This window comes from Delftia sp. WSY_12, from assembly GCF_043104645.1.
Lineage (GTDB): Bacteria > Pseudomonadota > Gammaproteobacteria > Burkholderiales > Burkholderiaceae_C > Comamonas > Comamonas tsuruhatensis.
In genome coordinates, this window is the sequence record NZ_JBICKW010000054.1 from 54,350 (window position 1) to 68,727 (window position 14,378).

14 protein-coding genes and 1 pseudogene are annotated in these 14,378 nt (G+C 69.3%); 11 read left to right on the forward strand and 4 right to left on the reverse strand.

What is annotated here, in order from left to right; translation table 11 throughout:
• Positions 1 to 24: 24 nt before the first annotated feature.
• Positions 25 to 696, forward strand: a complete 672-nt coding sequence (locus ACF8LI_RS23500; RefSeq protein WP_252653426.1) for a cysteine dioxygenase family protein — start codon at positions 25 to 27, stop codon at positions 694 to 696.
• Complete coding sequence (metC, locus tag ACF8LI_RS23505) at positions 693 to 1,916, forward strand: cystathionine beta-lyase (RefSeq protein WP_392414363.1); 1,224 nt, start codon at positions 693 to 695, stop codon at positions 1,914 to 1,916. The genes ACF8LI_RS23500 and metC overlap by 4 nt, the downstream gene beginning before the upstream one ends.
• Positions 1,917 to 2,695: 779 nt before the next feature.
• Here the strand turns inward: metC and ACF8LI_RS23510 are convergent.
• Positions 2,696 to 4,906 carry a rhodanese-like domain-containing protein gene (locus ACF8LI_RS23510; RefSeq protein WP_392414364.1) on the reverse strand — a complete coding sequence of 737 codons (2,211 nt, stop codon included), beginning with the start codon at positions 4,904 to 4,906 and terminating at the stop codon, positions 2,696 to 2,698.
• A gap of 234 nt (positions 4,907 to 5,140) precedes the next feature.
• Here ACF8LI_RS23510 and ACF8LI_RS23515 point away from each other — a divergent pair, with 234 nt between their 5' ends.
• The gene (locus tag ACF8LI_RS23515; protein ID WP_013800577.1) at positions 5,141 to 6,130 is read left to right on the forward strand and encodes a tripartite tricarboxylate transporter substrate binding protein; all 990 of its coding nucleotides are present in this window, start codon (positions 5,141 to 5,143) and stop codon (positions 6,128 to 6,130) included.
• 14 nt (positions 6,131 to 6,144) lie between these two features.
• On the opposite strand, the gene ACF8LI_RS23520 is transcribed toward ACF8LI_RS23515, so the two are convergent.
• Together ACF8LI_RS23520 and ACF8LI_RS23525 are read right to left on the reverse strand one after the other, a co-directional pair.
• Complete coding sequence (locus ACF8LI_RS23520; protein WP_013800576.1) at positions 6,145 to 6,561, reverse strand: tautomerase family protein; 417 nt, start codon at positions 6,559 to 6,561, stop codon at positions 6,145 to 6,147.
• Between the two features lie 60 nt (positions 6,562 to 6,621).
• A complete protein-coding gene (locus ACF8LI_RS23525) occupies positions 6,622 to 7,428 on the reverse strand; it encodes an SDR family NAD(P)-dependent oxidoreductase (RefSeq protein WP_392414365.1) in 807 nt (268 codons plus the stop codon).
• A 162-nt stretch (positions 7,429 to 7,590) separates the two neighbouring features.
• Between ACF8LI_RS23525 and ACF8LI_RS23530 the strand changes: the two genes are divergently transcribed.
• Positions 7,591 to 8,157, forward strand: coding sequence for a helix-turn-helix domain-containing protein (locus tag ACF8LI_RS23530; RefSeq protein ID WP_016452655.1), 567 nt, complete (start codon positions 7,591 to 7,593; stop codon positions 8,155 to 8,157).
• A gap of 41 nt (positions 8,158 to 8,198) precedes the next feature.
• Here ACF8LI_RS23530 and ACF8LI_RS23535 read toward each other — a convergent pair whose 3' ends face one another.
• On the reverse strand, positions 8,199 to 8,762 hold the full coding sequence (locus tag ACF8LI_RS23535; RefSeq protein ID WP_013800571.1) for a fasciclin domain-containing protein: 564 nt from the start codon (positions 8,760 to 8,762) through the stop codon (positions 8,199 to 8,201).
• A 311-nt stretch (positions 8,763 to 9,073) separates the two neighbouring features.
• Here ACF8LI_RS23535 and ACF8LI_RS23540 point away from each other — a divergent pair, with 311 nt between their 5' ends.
• From ACF8LI_RS23540 to ACF8LI_RS23570, 7 genes and pseudogenes are all read left to right on the forward strand, one after another.
• Positions 9,074 to 10,045, forward strand: coding sequence for a ferritin-like domain-containing protein (locus ACF8LI_RS23540; RefSeq protein ID WP_016450780.1), 972 nt, complete (start codon positions 9,074 to 9,076; stop codon positions 10,043 to 10,045).
• A 91-nt stretch (positions 10,046 to 10,136) separates the two neighbouring features.
• Positions 10,137 to 10,379, forward strand: coding sequence for a hypothetical protein (locus ACF8LI_RS23545; RefSeq protein WP_133073889.1), 243 nt, complete (start codon positions 10,137 to 10,139; stop codon positions 10,377 to 10,379).
• Positions 10,380 to 10,425: 46 nt separating this feature from the next.
• Positions 10,426 to 11,796 carry an Nramp family divalent metal transporter gene (locus ACF8LI_RS23550; protein WP_310041812.1) on the forward strand — a complete coding sequence of 457 codons (1,371 nt, stop codon included), beginning with the start codon at positions 10,426 to 10,428 and terminating at the stop codon, positions 11,794 to 11,796.
• Between the two features lie 149 nt (positions 11,797 to 11,945).
• Positions 11,946 to 12,425, forward strand: coding sequence for a rhodanese-like domain-containing protein (locus tag ACF8LI_RS23555; protein ID WP_392414366.1), 480 nt, complete (start codon positions 11,946 to 11,948; stop codon positions 12,423 to 12,425).
• A 12-nt stretch (positions 12,426 to 12,437) separates the two neighbouring features.
• Positions 12,438 to 13,352, forward strand: a complete 915-nt coding sequence (gene epsC, locus ACF8LI_RS23560; RefSeq protein ID WP_012207586.1) for a serine O-acetyltransferase EpsC — start codon at positions 12,438 to 12,440, stop codon at positions 13,350 to 13,352.
• Positions 13,349 to 13,621 (forward strand): helix-turn-helix transcriptional regulator, encoded by a 273-nt coding sequence (locus ACF8LI_RS23565; protein WP_012207587.1) that lies wholly within the window; start codon positions 13,349 to 13,351, stop codon positions 13,619 to 13,621. Before epsC ends, ACF8LI_RS23565 begins: the two co-directional genes overlap by 4 nt.
• 98 nt (positions 13,622 to 13,719) lie before the next feature.
• Positions 13,720 to 14,106: pseudogene (locus ACF8LI_RS23570) on the forward strand (hypothetical protein); the annotation flags it as partial.
• Between the last annotated feature and the right edge of the window lie 272 nt (positions 14,107 to 14,378).

Here is a 14,378-nt window from a genome sequence, read left to right on the forward strand (position 1 = left end):
CCCCACCTCCAGGAGCACATCCCCATGACCGCAGAAACAACGACTGAAACCCCGGCCGGCACAGGCGCAGATACAGGCACCCATACAGACGCCGTCGCCCGGCGCCGCCAGGCCGTGGACGCCGCCCTGGCCGACGTGCGCCAGCTGCTGCAGGCCGGCGCGCCCGACCGCAGCACCCTGTCGGCCATCACCGCACGCCTGGAGCAGCTGGCCGCGCACAAGGCCTTGTTCAGCCGCGCGGACTTCCCCCCGCCCGCGCAGACCGAAGGCGTGGGCGCCTCCACGCGCTACCGCCTCAACCCGGCCGATGGCGATGCGGGCCTGGCCCTGTACCTGAACTCCATCAACCCCGGCAAGACCACGGCCCCGCACAACCACACGACCTGGGCCGTGATCGTTGCCGTCGAAGGCCAGGAGCTCAACCGCCTCTACGAGCGCACGGACGACCGCAGCGACCCCGCACGCGCCAGCATCCACCTGGCGCGCGAATTCACCGTGCAGCCGGGCGCCTCCATCGCCTTCCTGCCCGATGACATCCACAGCATTGCCGTCGTGGGCGAGCAGCCCACGCTGCACTTCCACCTCTACGGCCAGCCGCTGGAAACCCTGAGCGGCCGCGTGGCCATCGACCCCGACACCGGCGAAGTCAAGAACTACAACGCCGCCTACTTCCGTCCCAGCGAGGCCGTGGCATGAGCATCCCTCAAGACAAGCACCGGCCCCTGGGCCCGTCGACCCGCCTGCTGCACGCAGGCACGCCGCCGCTGCAGGGCGGCTCCGGCCCCGTCAACGTGCCCGTGGTGCGCACCAGCACCGTGCGCTTTGCCGACAGCGCCGCCTACGCCGACCTGCACCACCGCCGCGAGGCCGGCGAGCGCGTGGCCTCCTACGGCCGCCACGGCCTGGACACGCACCGCGCGCTGGAAGACGCCGTGGTCGCGCTGGAGGGCGGGCACCGCGCCTTTCTCACGCCCTCGGGCCTGTCCGCCATCGCCCTGGTGCTCATCGCCCTGCTCTCGCCCGGCGACCATGCCCTGGTGGCCGACAGCGTCTACTCTCCCGTGCGCCGCGTGGATGCCACCTTGCTGCAGCGCCTGGGCATCACGCTGGAGTACTTCTCGCCCTCGCGCGACGATCTGGCCGGCAAGATCCGCCCCAACACCCGCCTGGTCTACCTGGAATCGCCCAGCTCCCTGCTCTACGAAGTGCTGGACCTGCCCGCCCTGGCCGCCGTGGCGCGCCAGCACGGCATTGCCGTGGCCACCGACAACACCTGGAGCGGCGGCTGGTTCTACCAGCCCCTGGAGCACGGCGCCAACCTCTCCATCCAGGCCGCGACCAAGTACATCGCCGGCCACTCCGACGTGATGCAGGGCATCGTCATCACCGACGGCCCCGCGCTGTCCAAAAAGATATCCACCGCCTACGAGGCCCTGGGCCTGACCATAGGCGCCGACGACGCCTACCTGGCACTGCGCGGCCTGCGCACCCTGCCCGTGCGCCTGGCCCAGCACCAGCGCCACGCCACCGAAATCGCCCAGTGGCTGGAGCAGCAGCCCCAGGTCGGCCGCGTCTTCTACCCGGCCCTGCCGTCCGATCCCGGCCATGTGCTGTGGAAGCGTGACTTCAGCGGGGCCAGCGGGCTGGTGTCATTCGCGTTTGCCGAAGGGGTGGACGCCGGTGCCGGCGCCGTGTTCGTTGACTCGTTGCGGCAGTTTGCGCAGGGGGCTTCCTGGGGCGGGTACGAGAGCCTGGCGCTGGTGGCGCAGCCTGAGCGGTTGCGGGAGCACAGTGTGTGGACGGGGACTGCGCCTGTGGTGCGGTTGCATGTGGGGCTGGAGGATCCTTTGGATTTGATTGCGGATCTGGAGAGGGGGTTTGGGGTGGTGGTGGAGCGGTTCAGGTTGGCTGCCTGAGATTTTTGGGCGCTGCTGCGTTTGCTGCGTGCGCTGCGTTTGCTGCGCTTGCTGGTTCTGGCCCTGCCGGGGGGTTTCTTTTCGAGGCCGGGTCTCGGCCCGGCGGCCGACCTACTTTCCTTTGTTTCGCCAAAGGAAAGTAGGCAAAGCAAAGGCGACCCGGATGTCCGCGACCCTCCGCTTCGCTGCGGGCAACCTGCGTCGTGGCGGTTGCGGGGTTCGCCGTGAAACTCTCTTCGCGCTGCGCGCTACGTTCAAACATCACGGCGAGTCAGATGACGAAGCAGTCCTGTCCTTCGGCAGGACTGCAACCCCGCAACCACCACGCCGCAGGCGCTGACATACGGGGAGTTTGCCCGGGCCTTCGCTTCGCTCGGCCCCTGGTTTGAAGCCGAACGCAGTGATGGCGCCGGCTGTTGGCTGTTGGCTGTTGGCTGTTGGCTGTTGGCTGTTGGCTGTTGGCTGTTCCACAGCCTCCCCCCCTTCTGCCCACGCCTGCGTTGGGCGGGATGCGGGGTGGCAAGCCTGCCGAAGGACAGGCTTGCTTCGTTGTCTAGCTCGCCGTGATGTTTGAGTGAAGCGCGCAGCGCGCAACGAGTTTCACGGCGCACCCCGCATCCCGCCCAACGCAGGTCGCCCGCAGCGAAGCGAAGGGTCGTGGGCAGTGCGGGGCGCGCTTCTTTGCTTCCTTTCTTATCGCGCGATAAGAAAGGGAGTCGGCTGCCGGGCCGAGACCCGGCCTCGAAAAACAACCACCCGGCAGGGACAAAAAAAGCAACTCAGACAGGCACCAGCCGAATCTCAGCAGCCCACCCATCCCGCTCCAACTGCCCCACCAACCCCAACTCCCAATCCAGATAAGCCCGAAACCCCGCATCCCTCAACCCCAGATCCCGATGCGCATAAGGGCTGTACCACTGGTCATCATCCCCCGTCAGCACATCCGCATCCCCCTGCCCCAGCGGCAGCCCGGCAGCAGCCCAGGCAGAAGTGCCGCCAACGACGGAGCGCACATCGCGCCCCGTGCGCGCCGCCAGTTCGGCCGCCACGCTGCGCGCCAGCACGCCGTCCGGCGAGGTGAGCACCACGACCTGGGCCGGCGGCAGGGCCTGCACGAAGGAGGGCAGACGGTCAGGCACGGCAAAGCGCGCACCGGCGATGTGCTGCTTCTCGAAGGCGGGCCGGCTGTCCACGTCGAAGACGATGGCACGGCCTTCGCCCAGCAGCTCCTGCGCCTGCTGCACGGACAGCTGGGGCGCAGGCGCGTGGGAGGCGAGCACGCGCACGGGTTCGGCGCCGGTTTCCAGGGTGGCCAGCGTGGGCGGAACGTAGGTGAAGACTTCCCAGCCCAGCTGGGCCAGCCAGGCGCCGGTGGTGAGGGCGCGCACGCCGTCCCAGTCGGCCAGCACGATGCGTGCGCCGCGCGTGGCCGCGTATTCGTCGGTGGCCTGCACGAGCTGGCCGCCCGGCGCCCAGCGCCAGCCGGGCAGGTGGCCGGCCTGGTATTCCTCGCGGGTGCGCACGTCGAAGCGGTAGAGCGTGCGTTCGGTGGCTTCGGACTCGAAGCGGGCCAGTTCGGCCGCATCAATGGATTGCACGCCCGCGCGCTGCGCCACGCTGGCTGCGCGCTCGCGGGCGGTGGCCAGGGCGACGGCGCCGGGCTCGGGCAGCGGGGTGCGGCGGCCATGGGCCAGCCTGCGGCCGGTGAGCAGCCAGTCCATGGTGCCGTTGCGCAGCGAGACGACAGGGTTGGGGATGCCGGCATCGATCAGGGTCTGCGCGCCCACGATGGAGCGCGTGCGGCCCGCGCAGTTGACGACGACCAGGGTTTGCGGGTCCGGGGCGATTTCGCCGATGCGGTAGACCAGTTCGGCCCCCGGCACGCTCAGGGCAAAGGGCAGGCTGAAGGCCGCGAATTCCTCGGGCGTGCGGCTGTCGACGACGACGATGTTGTCGCCGCGCTGCACGCGCGCGCCCAGCTCGTCCGAGGTGATCCAGGGCGTGTGCTTTTCATGCTCGATGACTTCGCCGAAGGCCTTGCTGGGCACGTTGGTGCCGCTGAAGATTTCCAGCCCCTCGGCCGCCCAGCCTTCGGTGCCGCCTTCCAGCACGGAGACATTGGGCCAGCCCAGGCGCACGAGCTTGGCCGCAGCCTCATGGGCCAGCGTGCCGTCGCCATCCACCAGCACGATGCGCGTGCCCCGGCGCGGCACCAGGCGGTCGATGAGCTGCTCCAGCCGCCAGGCCGGGGCCGGCGCCGCGAACAGGATGTGGCGGTGCGCGAAGACACCGGCCTCGCGCACGTCGAGCACGGCGATTTCCTCGCCATCGGCCAGGGCCTGCCGGAGCGCGGCGGGCGTGACCAGCGCATGGCGAATCGACTTGGGCGGGCCGAAGGTGCGGAAGCTGCCGCCCTCCAGGCTCTCGAAGACCACGCGCTCGGGCATGCGCTCCAGGCCGCGCCCGTAGAAGTGCAGGTGCAGGCCGGGTTCCTCGCCGATCAGCTCGATGGTGTGCACGTCGGTGGGCGTGAGCACCACCGAGGTTCCGCTGCCCACATCGACGCTGCGGCCCACCGCCAGGGTGTCGCGCAGCGGGTCGTCGGTCTTGCCGCGCGTGAAGAACACGTTGCGCTCCACGCCTTCGACGCCCGCGATGATGGCCCAGGTGGTGTGGTCATGCGGCGGCTGGGACTTGCCCGGCAGGCCGGTGGACAGGTACAGCGCATAGCGCCCGCCCAGGTCTTCGCTGAGGCGGTAGACCTGGGCCGGGTTGCTGGCCGAGACGGGGAAGTGCGCGTGCGGGAACAGTTCGCGCTGCAGGCCCAGCGCCTCCAGCTCGCGGGCCACGGCCTGCAATTGCTCGGGCGTGGCCCGTTCGGGATCGGGGAGCAGGCGCCGGGCCGTGGCGATGAAGCCGGTGATGGCGGCCGCGCGGCGGCTGGCCACGTCGCTGCCGCTGAAGTCGATGGAGAGATGGGTCTGTGTCATGGGAGTGCCTGGGGGGACGTTCGCGGGAGGACACGAAGTTAGGCCTCTCCCGCCCCGGCGCCAACGACGCATTGCAGATATGGATATGAGCTTTGGGCACTGCGCGCGCATGCGTGGCGCAAGCGTGACGCACGTTGTGCGGCAGCCGCATATGCATAGCCGCAATGCTTAGTTCACGCCGCGCCAGGAGCCTCCCAGACTGCGGGCATCGACTCTCTGCACTCCGGCACTCCCATGATCCGCACCCCGTCTGCGCTGCGCGCACTGCTGCTTCCCCTGTTCTCCGCCCTGGCCCTGCACGCGCCTGCGGCCCTGGCCTCGGCCGACAGCTTTCCGAACAAGCCGGTGCGCATCATCGTGCCCGTGGCGCCCGGGGGCAGCGCCGACAAGCTCACGCGCACGCTGGCCGACAAGCTGGCCGCGCTGTGGGGCCAGTCGGTGGTGGTGGAGAACGTGGCCGGGGCCAGCGGCACCATCGGCGCGGCCAAGGTGGCCAAGGCCGCGCCCGATGGCTACACGCTGCTGCAGCAGGGCGAGGGCCTCACGCTCAACGGCCTGCTGTTTGCCCAGCTGCCCTACGACACGCAAAAGGCCTTCACGCCCATCATCAAGGCCGTGGTCAATCCGCAGGTGCTGGTGGTCAACCCCGGCACGGGCCTGAACACGCTGGGCGACTACCTGGCGCGCGCCAAGGCCAAGCCGCAAAGCATCAGCCTGGGCCTGCCCGGCAATGGCGGCATTGCCCATGTGGCGCATGAAATCCTCACGCAGGAGACGGGCGCCAAGGTCAACTACATCCCCTACCCGGGCGGTGGCCCCGCCTCGCTGGACGTGCTGGGCGGCCACACCGACGCCACGCTGATCACGCTGGCCGCCGTGACCGAGTACGTGCGCGCCGGCAAGCTGCGCGCCCTGGCCGTGACCACGCCCTACCGCTCCGACGCCCTGCCCCAGGTACCCACCATGGCCGAGGCCGGCGTGCCCGGCTTCTCGGTGGAGAGCTGGCAGGGCTACTTCGCGCCGGCCGGCACGCCTGCGCCCATCGTCGCCAAGATCAACCGCGACCTGCAGACCGTGCTGCAGGCCCCCGATGTGCGCGCCCAGCTGGAGCACATGGGCTTCAAGGTGGCGGGCGGCTCCCCTGCCGACCTGGGCCAGAGCCTGCAAAGCGAGCGCCCGCGCTACGCCCGCGCGATCCAGTCGGCGGGGCTGTCGCTGCGCTGAGTGCAGGCAGGTCCTCAGAGGGGAGAGGGCCGATTGTCCAGGCGCCACTTCTCCCCCTCGGGCGTGCCCGGCACGGGCGGGCGCAGGCCCTGGATGCTCCACAGGCTGAAGGGCGTCTCGTCCACATGCATCTCCCAGCGCAGGCCCCGGTCGGCGATGAAGGGGGACAGCTGCCGCCGCACGCCTTCGAGGAACCGTGTCTTGGTCTCCTCGTCGCGTATCTGCCGCGCGATGTGGTCCACGGAGATGCGCACGAAATCATCCGCAGGCTCGCCGCCGATGAAGAACGAGGTGCGCGCCACGGCCTCGAACACCACGCCCACGTAAAAGCGCGGCAGGTCGCCGTAGACGGCCGTGATGCGCTGGGCGATGGCCTGTTTGTCTTCATCGCTGAAGGCGTTTTCGGGGTGGTAGATCTTCCACAGGGGCATGGCTTTCTCCGGGGCAAAAAGAGGAGTACGGGAATCCGGGGTGGCGACGCAGCGCGGCCGTCAGGCCGGCTGGCCTGCATCCGCAGCCTGGTAGCGCGCCGCCGGCACGCCGCTGAGCGTCAACGCCTTGACGAGATCGGCGCGCGATTGGTCAAAGTCCAGCCAGGCGGTCGTGCTGCCCAGCGTGGGAAAGCAGATGGCCTCGCCCTGGTCCAGCGCCGCCAGGGCCGTGTCCACCAGGGTCTCGGGCGACATGAACAGGTGCTCGGGAAAAGGAGAAGGCTTGCCCCCGAAGAACTCCGAGCGCACCAGGCTTGGCATCACGGCCTGCACCATGACGCCGCTGGAAGCGAGCTCGGCCTGCAGCGAGCGCGTGAAGTTCAGCACATAGGCCTTGGAGGCGCCGTAGCTGGAGGCGCCCGGCAAGGGCATCAGGGCCAGGATGGAGCCGATGTTGATCAGCGTGCCCCGGCCGCGCGTGGCGAACAGCCGCGCTGCCGCCAGCGACAGCCGCGTCAGCGCATGGATGTTGACCATGACCAGGCGGTCGACTTCGCGCGCATCCACCTGGGCCGCCGGACCCAGGGCGCCCAGGCCGGCGCAGTTGACCAGCATGGCTATGTCGCGCTGCCCATCGAACAGGGCCTCCACGCGCTGCAGGCCGGCGGCGTCGGCCAGGTCGGCCGCCACCACCTCGACCTGGCGGCCATGGTCGTCGCGCAGGCGCTGTGCCAGCGCCTGCAGCCGGTCCAGGCGGCGCGCGACCAGGATCAGGTCATGGCCGCGTGCGGCCAGGCGATCGGCATAGACGGCGCCGATGCCGGAGGAGGCGCCAGTGACGACGGCGGTGCCTTGATGCGTGCTCATGGGAGAAGTCCTTGCTTGGGTCAAGCGGTGGTTGAAAGTGGCTTCAACTATAAACTTCAATCATTAGAGCTACAAGCACGCAATCCACCTTTGCGGGCCGGGCTTGCGTTTTGCTGAGACACTCCAGGCCTGCGACAACGCGAACAGACAACGAGGAATTCCATGCGATCCAAGAGCTTCGAGGGCATGGCCTGCTCGATCGCCACCACGCTGGAGGCCGTAGGCGACCGCTGGGCCATGCTGGTGCTGCGCGACCTGATGCTGGGCCTGAGCCGCTATGACGACCTGAGAAAGTCCACGGACATCACCAACGCCACGCTGACCGACCGCCTGCGCCAGCTGGAGCAGTCCGGCCTGGTCGAGCGCCGCCTCTACCAAAGCGGCCCGGACCGCTACGAGTACCTGCTCACGCCCAAGGGCCGCGACCTGTCCCTGGTGATCCAGGCGCTGGCCCAGGTCGGCGACCGGTGGCGCCTGCAGCAAGAAGCGCAGCCGCCCATGCGCTTTGTGCGTGCGCAGTCGGGCACGCCCCTGCGGCTGGCGCTGGTGGAGGAGGAATCGGGCCGCAGCGTGCCTTTTTCCGAGCTGCGCGTGGAGGCCGGCCCCGGCGCGGACGACCTGACGCGCTGGCGGCTGTCCAAGCTGGCCGCGCAGGCCGGGACGCCGGCAGCGGCTTGCGGCGTTGCGCCCGCAAGGCGCATGGCGAAGGCACAAGGCTCCGGCCACTGACCACGGCGGTCAGTGGCCGGCCCGCTCGCTGCCTGTGCCGCTCACTTGGGCAGCAGCACCTTGTCGATCACGTGGATCACGCCGTTGGACTGGTAGACGTCGGGAATCGTCACCGTGGCCGTGCCGCCCTTTTCATCGGTCAGCATGATCTTGGAGCCGCTGGACTTGGCCACCAGCGTGCCGCCGCTGACGGTCTTGATGCTGGCCATGCCCTTGCCGTCCTTGATCATCTTGGACAGCGCCGCCGCATCCCACTTGCCGGCCACCACGTGGTAGGTCAGCACGGTGGTCAGCGTGCCCTTGTTCTCGGGCTTGAGCAGGGTGTCCACCGTGCCTGCGGGCAGGGCCTCGAAGGCGGCATTGGTGGGCGCGAACACGGTGAACGGACCCGGGCCCTTGAGCGTATCGACCAGGCCCGCCGCCTTGACGGCTGCGACCAGGGTGGTGTGGTCCTTGGAGTTGACGGCGTTGTCGATGATGTCCTTGGACGGCAGCATGGGTGCGCCGCCCACCATCACATCGGCCATGGCAGCCACGGAGGCAGCCGACATCACGATGGCCAGGCCGAACGAGGCCAGCTTGCGGGTGTTTTGAATCGAGACCATGGAATGCTCCTAGCGGGTTGATGACAAGCCGAACGATTCCGGCTGATCTGGATACGCAGCGCAGCGGGGTCTGGATTCAAAAAAAACGGCAATCGACGTCGAACACAAAAAGTTACAACCACTTTCAATTGCGGCACATCCAGACCTGCGCGGCCTGCGTACTGCCGGATAGCGGGGACGCATCCCATTCCCCTGGAGCAGGTGGCCACCTCTTCAGTGGAACGCGCTTTCGCCACACCCGTGTGCTTTCGGCCGGAGGCGCATTCTTCACGTTGACCGTTCGCGCCTGCCGCGAACCGAGAGGAACCATCATGTCTGACGAATCAGTGTTGATCGGGGTTTTGCAAAAACGTGCCAAGAAGCTGGAGGACAGGCGCCAGTTCTTCCGCAAGACCAGCGGCGTGGCCGTGGGCATGGCGGGCGGGGTGATCCTGTCCGCCTGCGGCGGTGGCGGGGGCGATGCGAATGCGCAGGCCAACGGGCCCACGGATGCGGAGATCCTGAACTTCGCCCTCAACCTGGAGTATCTGGAGTCGCAGTTCTATCACTACGCGGTGTTCGGCACCGGCCTGCCCGCCAACCTGCAGTCGGGCGTGGGCACGCAGGGCGCCATCACGGGCGGCCGTGCCGTGGCCTTCAAGGACCCCGTGGTGGCGCAGTACGCCAAGGAGATCGCCCAGGACGAGATCGCCCACGTGGCCTTCCTGCGCGCGGCGCTGGGCTCGGCCGCGGTGGCGCAGCCGCAGATCGACATCGGCGGAACCGACCCGAACGGCGCCTTCTCGGTGGCCGCGCGAGCGGCCGGCCTGGTGGGCGCGGGCACGGCCTTCGATCCCTATGCGAGTGACGAGAACTTCCTGCTGGGGGCCTTCATCTTCGAGGACGTGGGCGTCACCGCCTACAAGGGCGCATCGCCGCTGATCACCAACAAGACCTATCTGGAGGCAGCCGCCGGCATCCTGGCCGCCGAGGCCTACCACGCAGGCCTGGTGCGCACGGTGCTGTACGCCAAGGGACTGGCCACGCCCGCGCTGCGCACGGCGGCCGGCGCCATCTCGGATGCGCGCGACAGCCTGGACGGCTCCACCGACGTGGACCAGGGCATCACGGGGGATGCCACCACGTCCAACATCGTGCCGCTGGATGCCAACGGCATCGCCTACAGCCGCTCGCCGGGCGACGTGCTGAACATCGTGTACCTGACCAAGGACACGGCGACCAAGGGCGGGTTCTTCCCGTCCGGCGTGAACGGCTCGCTGGTGATGAGCAGCGCCTACGCCTGACGCGGACCGCCCGCCTGCCCCGCACCGGCCGGGGCAGGCGGGCTTCCCCGGGGCTGGCCCGAGACAAGCGTTCCCCTGCCAAGGAGTTGCCATGATGTCCCTTCTGCCTTCCTCATCCGCCCCCCGCACGCCGGCCAGCACGCCGGGCCGCACGCCACGGCGCCTGAAACCTTCCACCGTGGCGCGCCGCTGCGTGGGCAGCCTGATTGTGCTGGCCGGCGCGGTCATCGTGACCGGAGATCTCGTGGCGCTGTGGCGCGGCGCAGGCACCGATGCCGCACCCGCCGCCGCAGCCATGGCACCCGCCAGCGGCCTGGTGCCGACGGCCCGATAGGCATCCCACCCTGCAACCGCGTGCCCCCGCCGGCGGAAAGGCCCCCATGAACGACACCGTGCTTGCGGCTGAACAGGGCCGCTTCGGCGCCATCGAACCGGACCACGGCCACGCGGGCACGCCCAGCCTGCCGCAGGTGCATCGCAGCATTGCCGTGCCGCGCGGCGACAGCCGCTCGGACAACGCGCGCCGCGTGCTGGCGTTTGCCGGGCCCGGCTACATGGTGGCCGTGGGCTACATGGACCCGGGCAACTGGGCCACCTCCATCGCGGGCGGCTCGCAGTTCGGCTACTCGCTGCTGGCGGTGATCTTTGCCTCCAACCTGATGGCCATGCTGTTCCAGGCGGCGGCCGTGCGCCTGGGCCTGGCCAGCGGGCGGGACCTGGCCCAGGCCTGCCGCGCGCAGTTTTCACCGCGCATCAACCTGGTGCTGTGGTTCTTCTGCGAGATCGCCATCGTGGCCTGCAACCTGGCCGAGGTGCTGGGCATGGCCATCGGCCTGAACCTGCTGTTCGGCCTGCCGCTGCTGGCCGGCGTGTGCATCACGGTGGTGGATGTGATGCTGATCCTGGCGCTGCAAAGCCGGGGCTTTCGCTGCCTGGAATCGGTGGTGATCGCCCTGGTGGCATTGATCGGCCTGTGCTTTGCCGCCCAGCTGGTGTGGCTGCAGCCGCCCGTGGCGGCCGTGCTGCGCGGGCTGCTGCCGGGCATGGAGATCGTGGCCGATCCGCAGATGCTGTACCTGGCCGTGGGCATCGTGGGGGCCACGGTGATGCCGCACAACCTCTACCTGCATTCGTCCATCGTGCAGACACGCCGGCATGACACCACGCTCCAGGGCACGCGCCAGGCCATCCGCCTGGCCACGCTGGACTCCACGGTGGCGCTGGGGCTGGCGCTGTTCGTGAACGCCGCCATCCTGGTGGTGGCGGCCGGCGCGTTCAACCGGCCCGGCCAGGCGCCGGTGACCGAGCTGTCGGACGCCTACCACCTGCTGTCGCCGCTGCTGGGCGTGGGCATCGCCAGCGCGGTGTTCGGCGTGGCGCTGCTGGCCTCGGGGCTGAGTTCTTCGGTCACGGGCACGCTGGCCGGGCAGATCGTGATGGAAGGCTTCTTGCAGATCCGCCTGTCGCCCGCGCTGCGCGCCCTGCTGACGCGCTGCATCGCCATCGTGCCCGCCGTGGTGGCCACCGCCTGGTTCGGCAGCACCGGCGCCAGCGCCCTGCTGGTGTTCAGCCAGGTGGTGCTGAGCCTGCAATTGCCGTTTGCCATCGTGCCGCTGCTGCTGTTCACCACGCGGCGCAAGACGCTGGGGGAGCTGGCCTTTGGCCCCAGGATGGCGGCAGTGCTGTGGGGCTGCGCGGCCCTGGTGGTGTCGCTGAACCTGTGGATGCTGCAGCGGGTGCTGACGGCCTGATCGCCCGAACCGGGCATGGCGCCGCGCGGCGCCTTCATAGACGTTTTGCTTCTATCAAACGCCGCTCTTGTTCGTTGGTGGCTTGCCGCGAAGTTCTTAGATTGGTGCCCATAGCCACCAACCCGCGAACTCTCCGCAAGGACGACGACATGACAGCCCTCACTTTGGAAACCGCCTTGCCCCGGGCGCTGCAGGAGGCACAGGACCACGCCCGCGCACAGGGGCTGGGCCACGCAGGCGGCGTGCGCCCGCCCGTGGCCTGGGCGCTGGTGCAGGCCGGCCAGGCCGTGCTGGTCGATGTGCGCACGGCCGAGGAACGCAAGTTCGTCGGCCAGGTGCCCGGCACCCTGCACGTGCCCTGGGCCACGGGCACGGCGCTGACGCGCAACCCGCGCTTTGCCCGCGAGCTGGAAGCGCGCCTGGCCCCGCACGGCGGCAAGGAGGCCGTGGCCCTGCTGCTGTGCCGCAGCGGCAAGCGCTCGGTGCTGGCGGCCCAGGTGGCGGCCCAGGCCGGGTTCGCCCATGTGTTCAACGTGCTCGAAGGCTTCGAGGGCGAGATCGACGCGCGCCAGCAGCGCGGCAAAAGCGACGGCTGGCGCTTCCACGGCCTGCCCTGGATTCAAGACTGAAGGAGCCCGCAGATGGCCAGTTTCGACATTGCCGGACTCACCCAGAACCTGCATGCGGCGCGCCGCGAATGGCGCGAGGCGCACGGCCGCACCCAGGAGCCCGGGGCGCGCGAGTTTCCCTCGCGCGACGCGCTTTCCACCCTCATCGACCAGCTCAAGGCAGCCCTGTTTCCCATGCGCCTGGGCCCGCACGACCTGCGCCAGGAAAGCGAGGACATCTTCGTGGCCCACCAGCTGGACTCGGCCCTGCATGCGCTGCTGGGCCAGATACGGCTGGAGCTGCGGCTGTCCGCGCCCCACACGGCAGCGGGCGCCGACGCCATGGCGCTGGACATCGCACGCGCCTTTGCCGAGTCCCTGCCCCAGATCCGCCGCCTGCTCGACAGCGACGTGCTGGCCGCCTTCCACGGAGATCCCGCCGCGCGCAGCGTGGACGAGGTGCTGCTGTGCTATCCGGGCGTGCTGGCCATGATCCACCACCGCCTGGCCCACCAGCTGTACCTGCTGGAGCAGCCGCTGCTGGCGCGCATCGTGGCCGAGCTGTCGCATGCGCAGACGGGCATCGACATCCACCCGGGCGCGAAGATCGGGCGGGGCTTTTTCATGGACCACGGCACGGGCGTGGTGATCGGCGAGACCGCGGTGATCGGCGAGCGCGTGCGGCTGTACCAGGCCGTCACCCTGGGCGCCAAGCGCTTTCCCACCGATGAGCACGGCCACCTGCGCAAGGGCCTGGCGCGCCATCCGGTGGTGGAGGACGACGTGGTCATCTACGCGGGCGCCACCATCCTGGGCCGCGTCACGCTGGGGCGCGGCGCCGTCATCGGCGGCAATGTCTGGGTGACCGAGGACGTTCCGCCCGGCGCCCACGTCACCCAGGCCCATGCGCGCGAGCACGCGCAGCAGCCCCGGGAGGTGGCCCTATGAGCACCCGGCTTGTCACCAGCTTCGGCATTGCCGTGCGCCAGGCGCGCGAGGCCCATGGCTGGTCGCAGGAGCGGCTGGCCGAGCACTCGGACCTGAACCGCTCCTACGTGGGCGAGATAGAGCGCGGCCGCGTCATCGCCTCGCTGCTGACCGTGGAGAAGCTGGCCGTCTCGCTGGGCGTGCAGCCCTCGGCCCTGGTCATGCGCGGCGAGACCGTGGCCCACGACCAGCTGGTGCGCGGCCTGCGCTTGGCGGCTATAGCATGTTGAAGACATGTGCGCGGGCCGGGACACTGGCCCTGTTTCCCCTCCTTCCCCTTCCCTTTTTCCTGAACTGATCACGGAGTCTGCACATGTCGGCAACAGTGCTGGCCCAGGTCACGGACGAGCAGCGCATCTTCCCGCTGACCGGCGCGCCCACGCCCGACGACCTGGACGAGCTGCTGACCAAGGTCTGGAAGGAGCCCGCCTTCTTCCTGACCCATCCGCTGGCCATTGCCGCCTTCGGCCGCGAGGCCACGCGCCGCGGCACGCCGCCACCCACGGTCAGCCTGTTCGGCTCGCAGTTCATCACCCGGCGCGGCATTCCGCTGGTCCCCTCGGACAAGGTGCCCGTGGCCGATGGCAAGAGCAAGATCCTGCTGCTGCGCGTGGGCGATAAGCGCCAGGGCGTGGTCGGCCTGTACCAGCCCGGCCTGCCGGGCGAGCAGAGCCCGGGCCTGTCGGTGCGCTTCATGGGCATCAACAACCATGCCACGCAGGCGGGGTTGAGCCACCGGCTCAGCCCAGGCGTCTTGCAAAGGCGTCGCCCGTGGCGGCCATGCCCAGGCGACCGTGCCCAGGCGGCCGCCACGTCGTTGGCGCCGCTTGCGCCAGGTGTGCCGCATGCCGGCCCCGGTGGCCATGCCGCGCCACGGCAGCGGACGGAACACGGCATTGGAGTCATGAAAAAGGCATTGCCAAAATCAGAATGATCCTATGGATTTTCATAAATCATAGGAATAGACTTTGGAGCACGCCCATCAAA